Genomic DNA, 12,685 nt, shown 5'->3' on the forward strand with positions numbered 1-12,685 from the left:
GTGCTCATGCCTGCGTTGAATCACCCTCGCCCTCACACTGAAACCCTGGCCAACGGCCTGCGGGTGACGCTGCGTCATGTCCCGGATTTGAAGCGCAGTGCTGCAGCGTTACGGGTCGCGGCCGGTAGTCATGACGTGCCTTTGGCCTGGCCTGGACTGGCGCACTTTCTTGAGCATTTGCTGTTTCTGGGTACTGAGCGCTTTCCTACGGGCCAGGGGCTGATGGCCTACGTCCAGGGTCATGGCGGGCAAGTGAATGCGCGAACCAGCGAGCGCACCACGGACTTCTTTTTTGAATTGCCGCCCCAGACCTTTGCCGATGGGTTGGAGCGTCTGTCAGACATGCTCGCTCACCCGCGTATGAACCTGGACGATCAGTTGCGGGAACGGGAGGTGTTGCAAGCCGAGTTTGTGGCTTGGTCCCAGGATGCGACCGCGCAACAGCAACTCGCCCTGTTCAATGGGCTATCGGCGGCGCACCCATTGCGGGCGTTTCATGCCGGCAATCGCGATAGCCTGCCGGTGTCGCAGCCCGACTTTCAGCAGGCGTTGAAAGACTTCTATCAGCGGTTTTATCAGACCGGTCAGATGACGTTGAGTCTGGTGGGGCCGCAGGGTCTTGATGAGTTGAGGGCGATGGCCGAGGCGTTCGGTGCCGTTATTGCTCAGGGCGAAAATGCCCTACAGCAATCGCCGACTCCTCTGATGGATTCTTCCGACAAAAGTTATCAACAGACCAGCGAGAGCCGGTTGGACCTGCTGTTCACCTTCGAAGCGCTTCCCGACTCGTCAGCCGAAGCGCTGGCGTTTCTGTGCCATTGGCTGAACGCCGCGAAACCCGGTGGTCTGCTGGCCAAGCTGCAAGACAGCGGCATGGCCGACGGCCTCAAAGCCACGCCGCTGTATCAGTTCGCCGGGCAAGCCATGCTGCACATCGAATTCAAGTTGCCCGCCAATGCAACGCCGGCGGAGATCCGTGAACAACTGATGGATTGGCTGGGGTTCTTTGCCACCCAACAGGACTGGAGCGGACTGCGCGACGAATACGCGGCTCTGCTACAACGCCAACAGCAAGCCAGCAGCGCCTTGCAACTGGCACAACGGGACACTGAACAACTTGAAACCGGGCTATCCGAACACGGGGTTAGCGCCCTCAAAGAAGTCCTGAAACAGATCGGCGCTGTGGATAACTTCACCGGCCAATGGCAATTGCCAGCGCCTAACCCGTTTTTGCGCGCCGACGAACCGCTCGCTAATGCCGGACTGATCCGCGGCCAGACCAGCGCCCACCGTGGTTTGCGCACGTTTGCCCAGGATCGCTCCCGCAGTCGTCGCGAACGTTCGCCGATGCAGTTCAGTCAGGCGTTGCCTGGCAACACCGATGAAGGTGCGATTTACCTGCGCTGGCGACTGGACGCTACGCTGGATAGCCGTTTGCAGTCGAGTCTGGAAAACAACCTAAGCACACTGCGCGAAGACGCTCGGCAGGCCGGTGTCGATTTTTCCTTCAGTGCATCAGGCAATGAATGGTTGCTGAAAATGACCGGTCTGCAGGAACCGATGCCAAAGGTCCTCGCACACGCGCTGACAGAACTTAATGCCGATTTCCCACGGGCAGAACCGACAAGTCCTGCGTTGATCCCGATCCGGCAGCTACTCAAAGCGTTACCTGAGCGTTGCCTTGAACACACCGCCGTGTCAGCCGACCTGCAACAACTCTGGTCGAGTGCCCGTTGGGATGGTTTGGCAATCGGTCTGTCCGCCCCGACCCAAGCCGCCATGGGCGTTGCCTTGAGTCGTATCCCCGGCACGGCGGACAGTCAGCTGACACCGCCAACCTCGATCTATGCGCAGCATCTGTGGAGCACAATCGATACCGACTCCAGCGAACACGCGCTGCTGCTTTTCTGTCCCACAGCCACTCAGGACATTTCTGACGAAGCTTGCTGGCGCTTGCTCGCCCACCTGAGCCAAACGCCGTTCTACCAACGCCTGCGGGTCGAGCTTCAACTGGGTTACGCGGTGTTCAGCGGACTACGCCAGATAAACGGCCAGACCGGTTTGCTGTTTGGTGTGCAATCACCGAATGTCGCTGCTGCTGATTTGCTGGAACACATCGAACACTTCCTGCGCGGATTGACCGATCTGATCCACGGCATCGACGACTCAACTTACCTCGCGCAGCGCCAAACCCTCGCCGATCAGTTCAACAGCGCCACGTTACCGAACATCCAGGCCGCCGAACTGCTCTGGCAGGCCAAGCTCGCCGGCCACTCGTCGGATTACCTGACGCAACTTCCTGAAGCAATTTTAAAAATCGACCGACAAGCCCTGCTCGCCGCCGCACAAAGTTTGAGAAACGCCGAAGGCGGCTGGCGCTGCCTGGCCAACGCCGCTTGCCCGGGCGCGCCTTGGCAAGTGGCAAAATGATCATTACCGACGCTGCAATTAGCTTTCTCAAAGTTTCACGGGCAAGGGTTCTGTAATTTTGAGTAACATAGCCACCTAACTATCTGAACATCTCCGGCTGGAGGTGGACTATATGTATAGGTCTGAGCTGTCTCACCCACCTGAAAGGAGCACTTTTATGTCCTGGTCCAAACCTGCTTACACCGACCTGCGTATCGGCTTTGAAGTCACCATGTACTTCGCAAGCCGCTAAGTTTGTCTTGCCGTACAGCGCCTCGGTCTGCCGGGGCGTTTTTATTTTCAGCGTTCAAAATGATGGAGCGGCCATGTTTGTCCAGATTCTAGGTTCCGCCGCCGGCGGTGGTTTCCCGCAGTGGAATTGCAACTGCGTGAACTGCGCAGGTTTTCGCGACGGCAGCCTGAACGCCAAGGCGCGGACCCAGTCGTCCATCGCGATTTCCGATGACGGCGTGAACTGGGTGCTGTGCAATGCCTCGCCGGACATCCGCGCCCAACTTCAGAGCTTTGCCCCGATGCAACCGGGCCGTGCCCTGCGGGATACAGGGATCAGCGCGATCATCCTGATGGACAGCCAGATCGACCACACCACCGGCCTGCTCAGCCTGCGCGAAGGTTGCCCGCATCAGGTCTGGTGTACGGACATGGTCCATGAAGACCTGAGCACCGGTTTTCCGCTGTTCACCATGCTGACCCACTGGAACGGCGGGCTGAACTGGAACCGCATCGAACTCGACCAGAGTTTCAGCATCCCGGCCTGCCCGAACCTGCGCTTCACCCCGCTGCCGCTACGCAGTGCTGCGCCGCCCTACTCGCCGCATCGCTTCGACCCGCACCCGGGCGACAACATTGGCCTGATCGTCGAAGACCTCAGCACCGGCGGCAAGCTGTTTTACGCGCCAGGACTGGGCAAGGTTGACGCGCCGCTGCTGGAAATCATGGCCGGCAGCGATTGCCTGTTGGTGGACGGCACGATGTGGGATGACGACGAAATGCAGCGCCGTGGCGTTGGCACTCGCACCGGTCGGGAAATGGGTCACCTGGCGCAGAACGGCCCTGGCGGCATGCTGGAAGTGCTGGAACAACTGCCCAAGCAGCGCAAAGTGCTTATCCACATCAACAACACCAACCCGATTCTTGATGAGGATTCGCCGCAGCGGGCGGAATTGGTTCGGCGGGGTGTTGAAGTGGCGTATGACGGCATGAGTATTGTGTTGTAGCCAATGGCGATATCGCGAGCAAGCTTTGCTCCTACGGGTTAGCGCTGCCCTCTTGTAGGAGCAAGGCTTGCCCGCGATGAGGCCAGAACAGACACCAAAGAACCACCGGTCCTACCCGGAGAACCGAAATGACTGACACCGCAATGTCCCCCACCGAGTTCGAAGCCGCCCTGCGCGCCAAGGGCGCCTACTACCACATCTACCATCCGTATCACGTGGCGATGTACGAAGGCCGGGCGACCCGCGAGCAGATCCAGGGCTGGGTCGCCAACCGCTTCTACTATCAGGTGAACATTCCCCTGAAAGACGCCGCGATCCTCGCCAACTGCCCGGACCGCGAGATCCGTCGCGAGTGGATTCAGCGCCTGCTCGACCATGACGGCGCCCCCGGCGAAGACGGCGGCATTGAAGCCTGGTTGCGTTTGGGCCAAGCCGTCGGCCTCGACCCGGATCAGTTGCGCTCCCAGGAACTGGTGCTGCCCGGCGTGCGTTTCGCCGTGGACGCCTACGTCAACTTCGCCCGCCGGGCCAGTTGGCAGGAAGCCGCCAGCAGCTCGCTGACCGAACTGTTCGCACCGCAGATCCATCAATCGCGCCTCGATAGCTGGCCGCAGCATTACCCGTGGATCGACCCGGCCGGCTATGAGTATTTCCGCACCCGTCTGGGCCAGGCCCGCCGCGATGTCGAGCATGGTCTGGCAATCACTTTGCAGCACTACACGACGCGGGAAGGTCAGGAGCGCATGCTGGAGATTCTCCAGTTCAAACTGGACATTCTTTGGAGCATGCTCGATGCCATGAGCATGGCCTACGAGCTGAATCGCCCGCCGTATCACAGCGTGACCGAGCAACGGGTCTGGCATAAAGGAATTACCTTATGAGTTTCGATCGCAGCAAGACCCCGACCTGGCGCACCGGCTACCGTTTCCAGTACGAACCAGCGCAAAAAGGCCACGTGCTGCTGTACCCCGAAGGCATGATCAAACTCAATGAAAGCGCCGCGCTGATTGGCGGTTTGATCGACGGCGAGCGGGATGTCGCGGCGATCATCGCCACGTTGGACGCGCAATTCCCCGGCGTGCCCGAACTCGCTGAAGACATCGAGCAATTCATGGAGGTCGCCCGTGCTCAGCACTGGATCGAACTTGCCTGATTCCGTGTCAGACAAGTTACCGCCCAAACCGGAAATCGGCCTGCCGCTGTGGCTGCTGGCCGAGTTGACCTACCGCTGCCCGCTGCAATGCCCGTACTGCTCCAATCCGCTGGATTTCGCCGAGCAGGGCAAAGAGCTCAGCACCGAGCAGTGGATCAAGGTGTTCCGCGAAGCGCGGGAGATGGGCGCGGCGCAGTTGGGTTTCTCCGGCGGCGAACCGCTGGTGCGCCAGGACCTCGCCGAGTTGATCGCCGAGGCGCGCAAGTTGGGTTTCTACACCAATCTGATCACCTCCGGCATTGGCCTCACCGAGCAGAAAATCAGCGATTTCAAAAAGGCCGGCCTGGACCACATTCAGATCAGTTTCCAGGCCAGCGACGAGCAGGTGAACAACCTGTTGGCCGGCTCGAAAAAAGCCTTCGCCCAGAAACTGGAAATGGCCCGCGCGGTGAAAGCCCACGGCTACCCGATGGTGCTGAACTTCGTCACCCATCGGCACAACATCGACAAAATCGACCGCATCATTGAGCTGTGCATCGCGCTTGAGGCGGACTTCGTCGAGCTCGCTACCTGCCAGTTCTACGGCTGGGCGCAACTCAATCGTGTCGGCTTGTTGCCGACCAAGGAACAACTGGTGCGCGCCGAACGCGTCACCAACGAATACCGCGCCAAACTGGAAGCCGAAGGGCATCCGTGCAAACTGATTTTCGTCACCCCGGACTACTACGAAGAACGCCCGAAAGCCTGCATGAACGGCTGGGGCAGTATTTTTCTGACAGTGACGCCGGACGGAACTGCCCTGCCCTGTCACGGTGCCCGACAGATGCCGGTGCAATTTCCCAACGTGCGCGACCACAGCATGCAGCACATCTGGTACGACTCGTTCGGCTTCAACCGCTTTCGCGGTTACGACTGGATGCCCGAGCCGTGCCGTTCGTGCGACGAGAAAGAAAAGGACTTCGGCGGCTGTCGCTGCCAGGCGTTCATGCTCACGGGCGATGCCAGCAATGCCGACCCGGTGTGCAGCAAGTCGCAACATCACGGCGTGATTCTCCAGGCCCGCGAAGAAGCCGAGCACGCGACCCAAACCATCGAACAACTGGCCTTTCGCAATGAACGAAACTCACGCCTCATCGCCAAAAGCTGAACCTTTCAGCGCCATCCGGGCCGTCGCCGCCGGTATCGACTTTGCCGAGTTGCTGGTCGGCCACCATGGTTTGTTCTGGAACGAATACCGTCCCGAGGACGCCGCTTGCCGGATCTGGCGCTGGCACGACGGCCAGGCCAAGTGCCTGACGCCGCAGGGGTTCAGTGCCCGCAGTCGCGTGTACGAATATGGCGGCGGGGCGTTTTGTCTGACGGATGACGGGATTGTTTTCGTCAACGAGGCGGACCAGCAACTGTATCGGCAATCGCTGAAGGGCGAGACGCCCGAGGTGCTGACGTCGACTGAGTGCCGTTATGGCGATCTACAGTTTGCGAATGGCCAGGTGTTGGCGGTTGAAGAAGACCGTGATCAGCACCGTTTGGTGGCCATCGATCTGGCGGACGGTGTGCGTCATTTGCTGGCCGAGGGCGCGGATTTTTACGCCGCCCCGACGTTGAGCCCTGACGCACAACGCCTGGCCTGGATCGAGTGGAGCCGCCCGGATCAGCCGTGGACCGCGACCCGCTTGATGGTTGCCGCACGCCTGAACGATGGCAGCTTTGCTCAACCCCGTTGCGTGGCGGGTGATCGGGCTCACGAATCCCTGCAACAGCCGCGCTTCGATGCCAGCGGCCGCTTGTATTGCCTGACGGATCGCGGCGGTTATTGGCAACCGTGGGTGGAATCGGCAGCGGGTTTGAACCCACTGACCAGCACCGCTGCCGATCACGGTCCCGCGCCGTGGCAACTCGGTGGCAGCACTTGGCTGCCGCTGGGAGAAGAACGTTATCTGGCGAGCTGGACCGAAGGTGGCTTCGGCCGGCTGGGACTGTGCGGCGACGCTGCGCAGGATTTCACCGGGGACTACAGCCGCTTCCGAAGTCTCGCACTGGATGAACGGTTTATTTACTGCATCGCCAGCTCGCCGATCAGTTCTTCGGCGGTAATTGCCATCGACCGCGGTACGCAGCAGATCAAGGTCCTGGCCGGCGGCATCGCACCGCTGCCCGCCGAGCAAATCAGCCGACCGCAAACCCTGCGCTACCCGAGCGGTTCGGGCGAAGCCCATGGTTTCTTCTACCCGGCGATGACCGGTGAGGCGAAACCGCCGCTGGTGGTATTCATCCACGGTGGTCCGACCTCGGCCTGCTACCCGATGCTCGACCCGCGCATCCAGTATTGGGCGCAACGGGGCTTTGCCGTGGCCGACCTCAACTACCGAGGCAGCAGCGGCTACGGCCGGGCTTATCGCCAGGCGCTGCACTTGAGCTGGGGCGACGTGGATGTGGAAGACGCCTGTGCCGTGGTCGCCTATCTAGCCGAACGCGGGTTGATCGACGGCGACAAGGCCTTCATTCGCGGCGGCAGCGCCGGCGGTTACACGACCCTTTGCGCACTGGCCTTTCACAAGGTCTTCCGCGCCGGGGCCAGCCTGTATGGCGTCAGTGATCCGGTTGCACTGGCCAGGGCAACGCACAAATTTGAAGGCGACTATCTGGATTGGTTGATCGGTGATCCGACGCAGGATGCCGAGCGCTACGCGGCACGAACGCCATTGCTACATGCGAGCAATATTTCGGTGCCGGTGATTTTCTTTCAGGGCGAACTGGATGCCGTGGTGGTGCCGCAGCAAACCCGCGACATGGTCACGGCGCTGGAAGCCAACGGGATTCTGGTTGAGGCCCATTACTACGCGGATGAGCGTCATGGGTTTCGTAAGGCGGGGAACCAGGCGCATGCGCTGGAACAGGAGTGGTTGTTTTATCGGCGGGTGATGTCGCTCGAGGGCTGAGATCGCGTCGCGCCCTTCGCGGGCAAGCCTCGCTCCTACAGGATTGATGTCGTTAGCCCGATTTGCGGCACGACATAAAACCCGTAGGAGCGAGGCTTGCCCGCGAAAGCGATCTACCTGACGCCGAAAATGTCAGCGCTTGGCGATGATGTACACCGCATGCACGATCCCCGGAATATAACCGCACAACGTCAGCAGAATATTCAGCCAGAACGCGCCTGCGAAACCGACTTGCAGAAACACACCCAGGGGCGGCAACAGAATGGCGATGATGATTCGAATAAAGTCCATGGGTCAGCTCCTGATTGAAGTTGGCTTGTGTAAGCCACACAACCAATCGACCTGTGCCGTTCGTCAGGGTTCAGTCCGAATCTCGGCCTGATGCCGGTATGTCGATGAATCCGCAGCCAAAAAAACGCCCCACACCAAAAGTATCAGGCATGGGGCGATGCGTAATTACCGCGAGACGGTTCGGGAATTCGTGTAGGACGGGTCTGATCAGACGGCGATCCCTTTGCGGCATTGCAGTTGTGCGGTGCGTACCCGGGAAAACGCCCGGGCCAGACGCAGGAGCATTTCGTCGATGTTGGCTTGGCTGACGGTGAGGGCCGGGGTGAAGCGCAGGCAGTCGGGTTGCGGGGCGTTGAGCAGCAAGCCTTCGCTAAGGGCGGCTTTGACTACGGCGTCTGCTGAATCGTCGGACAAGCTCAGTCCCCAGAGCAAGCCTTGCCCACGCAGTTCGCCGTGGCCGTAGCGATGGGACAGGCGCCGCAGGCCTTCACGAAGGTGTTGACCCGTCTGGCGCACATGATCGAGAAAACCGCTGTCCTGCACGCTGCCAAGCACGGCCAGGCCGGCCGCAGTCATCAGCGCATTGCCGTGATGGGTGCCGGTCATTTCACCGATGTCGAAGCAGCACGCCTTGCCCCTGGCCAGTAACGCTGCCAGCGGTACGCCACCCCCCAGGCCTTTGCCGAGCACGACGATATCGGCCCGCACGCCGTAGGATTGTTCGGCGAGCAGGTTGCCGCAGCGGCCGATCCCGGTTTGTACCTCGTCGAGGATCAGCAGGATGCCCAGTTCTCGACACAAACGCTCGACGCCCTTGAGGTAGTGCTCGTCCGCCGGGATCACCCCGGCTTCGCTCTGGATTGGCTCAAGCATGATCGCCACGGTCCGGGCATCCACGGCGGCGTGCAGTGCGGGAAGGTCATTGAACGGGACATGGCTGAAACCCGGCAGTAGCGGCTCGAATCGGTTGGTCAGCGTCGAACTGTCCGACGCCGAAATCGTCCCGAGACTACGACCATGGCAACCCTTGTTGGCCACGATGATCCGCGAAGCCCCACCGCGATGCAGTTGGCCCCACTTGCGAGCCAGTTTGATCGCCGCATCACAGGCTTCACTGCCGCTGTTCAGTAGATATGCCTGGTCGCTGCCGGTGCTGGCGCAGAGGCGTTCGGCGAGGTTGAGCATGCCGCGGTTGTGCAGGCCGAAACCGGGATTGATCAGCGCCCGGGCTTGATCCGAGATCGCGTTGACCAGCACCGAAGGGCTGTGCCCCAGGCTATTGGCCCCGCCACCCTGGGTGAAATCCAGATAAGCGCGGTCATCGCTGTCCCATAACCACGACCCCTGGCCTCGCACAAAAACCTGCTGGGGCCGCTCGACACTGGGCATCAGGCACTCGCTGGAAAGGTTGTCACTACGGGTCGGCAATGAAGCGTCCATGACCAAGTCATCAAGACTGGGTGGATTGCGCCGCAAATTAAACAGATTCATGCCAAAAAACCTCGTTTGAGGTTTTTTGTCTTTCCTATGCAAACACCATCGAGGCAAACGGTATTCATCGCGCTTTCCGGCCCTGTAAGCCTTGTGAATGCGGTTAGACTAGGCTCAGGCACGGCGCTGAGCCATTTCGATTTCACAGCATTTTCGATAAGCATTACTTATGGATTTCAAGCAACTGCGTTATTTCGTCGCGGTCTACGAAGAAGGCCATGTGGGCCGGGCCGCCGAGCGACTTTCCATCTCTCAACCGGCGCTGTCGCAGCAGATCCGTCACCTCGAACAAAACCTCGATGTGAGCCTGTTCGAACGCAGCAGTAAACGCTTGCTGCCAACCCTGGCGGCTCACACGTTGTACAACCACGCGCTGCCCCTGCTCGACAGTCTGCAACGGGCGCGGGAAGCGTTGGGCAACTTCAAGGGCCAGGCACTGCGCACCTTGGCCATCGGTGTGTTGCAAACCGTCCACACCAGCCTGGTGCCGCAGATGCTCGAACGGGTGCGCAAGGCGCAGCCGCACCTGGTGGTGCAGATCTATGAACTCACGGGCCTAGAGATCGAACGGCGCCTGCTCAACGGTTCTCTGGACATCGGCATCAGCTACCTGCCACCCCGTCAACCAGGGTTGCACGGCGTGATGCTGTACGAAGATGAACTGACCCTTGTCATCCCGGCGGATCATCCGCTGCGCGAATTCAAGAAAGTCTCCATGAGTCAGGCGGCAGAATTGCCGATGCTGCTGTTGGGCGAAGAGTTCCAGTTGCGGCAAATCTGGCAAGCGCAACTGGCCAGCCTGGGGCGACGGCCACAGGTGCAAGCCGAACTGAACAATATGGCAGGGATTCTCGACAGCTTGCCCCACACCCGGTTGGCCACGGTCCTGCCGGGGCGCTCGCAACAGGCCCATGGCAACCATGAACTGCTGTGGAAACCGCTGACCGAGCCGCGCGTGCCGCTAAAAGTTGGATTGGTGTGCCGAGATGTGCAACGGCAACAGGCCTCGCTGGCCTTGTTGCAGACATTGCTGGAGGAAGTCCTGAATGGGCCTGATGACCGCTTGAAAGGCCCGGCAACAATGGCCTGAGCACTTTTCTTCAGGCAAAAGAAAACCCCGCCGAAGCGGGGCTTTGCAGACTGTTTCCCTGACATCCATTTCACTCCGCCGTCCTGGCAGAATCCTACGTGTCCGTGTTGTTGCTTTGCGCTTCCTGCGCGACGTCCATGTGAAGTAGATTAGCTCTGGATCCAATCGGCGCATATGGGAAAACAGCAGTACGTCATGTAAGAGAATGCTTACATGACGTTACAGGGTCAGAACTGCGATGCGTCCAGCAGGAACAGCGATTCGCTACCGGCCTTCACCGACGCGCTCAGCGAGTGAATACGCGGTAGCAGGCGGGCGAAATAGAACCGCGCCGTACCGAGTTTGCTGGCGTAGAAATCGTCCTGCGTTTCTTTGCCAAAGGCGGCCTTGGCCATCAATGCCCACATGTAAGCGTAAGCAACGTATCCAAATACTTGCAGATACTCGACCGAGGCCGCGCCGATTTCATTCGGGTTGTTTTTCGCCCGGTCCAGCAACCACGAAGTCAGCTCATCGAGGGTCGTCACCGCATCGTTCAATGGCTTGGTGAACTCCGCCAGATCAGCACTGGCCGTCGCCGTGAAGTGACGAATCTCGTCGGCGAACAGGTTGTAGAACGCCCCGCCGCTGCCGACGATCTTGCGCCCGACCAGGTCCAGCGCCTGAATGCCGTTGGTGCCTTCATAAATCTGGGTGATTCGTACGTCGCGAACCAGTTGTTCCTGGCCCCACTCACGGATGTAGCCGTGGCCGCCGAACACCTGCTGGCCGTGAACCGTGGTTTCCAGCCCCAGATCAGTCAGGAAGGCCTTGGCCACTGGCGTCAGCAGAGCAACCAGATCTTCCGCGCGTTTACGGGTGGTCGCGTCTTCGCTGAACTTGGCGGTGTCCAGTTGCATCGCCACGTACGTCGAGAACGCACGGCCACCCTCGTTCGAGGCTTTCATGGTCAGCAGCATGCGCCGCACGTCCGGGTGGACGATGATCGGGTCGGCGACTTTGTCTTTGTTCTGCGCGCCGGTCGGAGAACGGCTCTGCAGGCGATCGCGGGCGTATTCGACGGCGTTCTGGTAAGAGCGCTCGCCAGTGGCCAAGCCCTGGATACCGACGCCCAGACGTTCGTAGTTCATCATGGTGAACATCGCCGCCAGGCCTTTGTTCGGCTCACCGACCAGGTAACCCACCGCTTCATCGAAGTTCATCACGCAGGTCGCGGACGCCTGGATGCCCATCTTGTGTTCGATCGAACCGCAGTTCGCCGGGTTGCGCGCGCCCAGGCTGCCATCGGCATTGACCATGAACTTAGGTACCAGGAACAGCGAGATGCCTTTCGGCCCGGCCGGAGCGTCCGGCAGTTTGGCCAGTACCAGATGGATGATGTTCTCGGTCAGGTCGTGCTCGCCGCCGGTAATGAAGATTTTGGTGCCACTGACTTTGTAGGAACCGTCGGCCTGAGGTTCAGCCTTGGTGCGGATGATCCCCAGGTCCGTGCCGGCGTGGGGTTCGGTCAGGCACATGGAACCGGCCCAGACGCCGGCGTACATGTTCGGCAGGTACGCGGCTTTCAGTTCGTCGCTGGCGTGAGCGTTGATCGACAGGCAAGCGCCAGCGGTCAGCATCGGGTACAGACCGAACGACAGGCTGGAGGAGTTGACCATTTCTTCGACCTGGGCCGACACAGCCTTGGGCATGCCCATGCCGCCGTAAGTCGGATCGCCACCGACGCCAACCCAGCCGCCTTCGGCATAAGTCTGATAAGCCTGTGGGAAACCTGCCGGCGTGGTGACGGCACCGTCCGCCCAATGGCAACCTTCTTCGTCAGCCGCACGGCTCAGGGGCGCGATGCTTTTGCTGGTGACCTTGCCGGCTTCTTCGAGAATGGCTTCGACGGTTTCGGCATCGACGGTATCTGCCAGCGCCGGTAGCTCGGCCCAGAGTTTGGCAACCTCGAAAACTTCATTGAGGACGAAGCGCATATCGCGCAGGGGCGCTTTGTAGTCAGCCATGGCAAACCTCGCAGGATCTTTACAGGTGATTCGTAGGAAGAGTGATTTCGTTGAGTTCGAGTGTAACC

11 protein-coding genes are annotated in these 12,685 nt (G+C 60.3%); 8 read left to right on the top strand and 3 right to left on the bottom strand.

Annotation, left to right across the window (positions count from 1 at the left end; all coding sequences use genetic code 11):
* The first annotated feature begins 6 nt into the window (after nucleotides 1-6).
* The 7 genes from pqqF to BK667_RS28605 all read left to right on the top strand — a co-directional run bounded on the left by pqqF (nucleotide 7) and on the right by BK667_RS28605 (nucleotide 7,739).
* Nucleotides 7-2,430 carry a pyrroloquinoline quinone biosynthesis protein PqqF gene (pqqF, locus tag BK667_RS28575; protein ID WP_123599570.1) on the top strand — a complete coding sequence of 808 codons (2,424 nt, stop codon included), beginning with the start codon at nucleotides 7-9 and terminating at the stop codon, nucleotides 2,428-2,430.
* Between the two features lie 157 nt (nucleotides 2,431-2,587).
* Nucleotides 2,588-2,662 carry a pyrroloquinoline quinone precursor peptide PqqA gene (gene pqqA, locus BK667_RS28580; protein WP_009045898.1) on the top strand — a complete coding sequence of 25 codons (75 nt, stop codon included), beginning with the start codon at nucleotides 2,588-2,590 and terminating at the stop codon, nucleotides 2,660-2,662.
* 73 nt (nucleotides 2,663-2,735) lie between these two features.
* The gene (pqqB, locus tag BK667_RS28585) at nucleotides 2,736-3,647 is read left to right on the top strand and encodes a pyrroloquinoline quinone biosynthesis protein PqqB (RefSeq protein ID WP_123599571.1); all 912 of its coding nucleotides are present in this window, start codon (nucleotides 2,736-2,738) and stop codon (nucleotides 3,645-3,647) included.
* 128 nt (nucleotides 3,648-3,775) lie between these two features.
* Nucleotides 3,776-4,528, top strand: a complete 753-nt coding sequence (gene pqqC / locus BK667_RS28590) for a pyrroloquinoline-quinone synthase PqqC (protein ID WP_123599572.1) — start codon at nucleotides 3,776-3,778, stop codon at nucleotides 4,526-4,528.
* On the top strand, nucleotides 4,525-4,800 hold the full coding sequence (gene pqqD, locus BK667_RS28595; RefSeq protein WP_123513081.1) for a pyrroloquinoline quinone biosynthesis peptide chaperone PqqD: 276 nt from the start codon (nucleotides 4,525-4,527) through the stop codon (nucleotides 4,798-4,800). Before pqqC ends, pqqD begins: the two co-directional genes overlap by 4 nt.
* A gap of 4 nt (nucleotides 4,801-4,804) precedes the next feature.
* Entirely contained in the window at nucleotides 4,805-5,947 is a 1,143-nt protein-coding gene (gene pqqE / locus BK667_RS28600) for a pyrroloquinoline quinone biosynthesis protein PqqE (protein ID WP_185058291.1), read from the top strand.
* Nucleotides 5,913-7,739, top strand: coding sequence for a S9 family peptidase (locus tag BK667_RS28605; RefSeq protein ID WP_123599574.1), 1,827 nt, complete (start codon nucleotides 5,913-5,915; stop codon nucleotides 7,737-7,739). Before pqqE ends, BK667_RS28605 begins: the two co-directional genes overlap by 35 nt.
* 132 nt (nucleotides 7,740-7,871) lie before the next feature.
* Here the strand turns inward: BK667_RS28605 and BK667_RS28610 are convergent, their stop codons facing one another.
* Both BK667_RS28610 and BK667_RS28615 read right to left on the bottom strand, forming a co-directional pair.
* Nucleotides 7,872-8,030, bottom strand: a complete 159-nt coding sequence (locus BK667_RS28610; protein WP_007904205.1) for a YqaE/Pmp3 family membrane protein — start codon at nucleotides 8,028-8,030, stop codon at nucleotides 7,872-7,874.
* A gap of 207 nt (nucleotides 8,031-8,237) precedes the next feature.
* Nucleotides 8,238-9,521 carry an aspartate aminotransferase family protein gene (locus BK667_RS28615; RefSeq protein WP_123599575.1) on the bottom strand — a complete coding sequence of 428 codons (1,284 nt, stop codon included), beginning with the start codon at nucleotides 9,519-9,521 and terminating at the stop codon, nucleotides 8,238-8,240.
* A gap of 169 nt (nucleotides 9,522-9,690) precedes the next feature.
* On the opposite strand from BK667_RS28615, the gene BK667_RS28620 reads away from it, so the two are divergent.
* Nucleotides 9,691-10,611 carry a LysR family transcriptional regulator gene (locus BK667_RS28620; protein WP_123599576.1) on the top strand — a complete coding sequence of 307 codons (921 nt, stop codon included), beginning with the start codon at nucleotides 9,691-9,693 and terminating at the stop codon, nucleotides 10,609-10,611.
* 227 nt (nucleotides 10,612-10,838) lie between these two features.
* On the opposite strand, the gene BK667_RS28625 is transcribed toward BK667_RS28620, so the two are convergent.
* Entirely contained in the window at nucleotides 10,839-12,617 is a 1,779-nt protein-coding gene (locus BK667_RS28625; protein ID WP_123599577.1) for an acyl-CoA dehydrogenase C-terminal domain-containing protein, read from the bottom strand.
* Nucleotides 12,618-12,685: the final 68 nt, after the last annotated feature.

This window comes from Pseudomonas frederiksbergensis, assembly GCF_003732705.1.
Lineage (GTDB): Bacteria > Pseudomonadota > Gammaproteobacteria > Pseudomonadales > Pseudomonadaceae > Aquipseudomonas > Aquipseudomonas frederiksbergensis_F.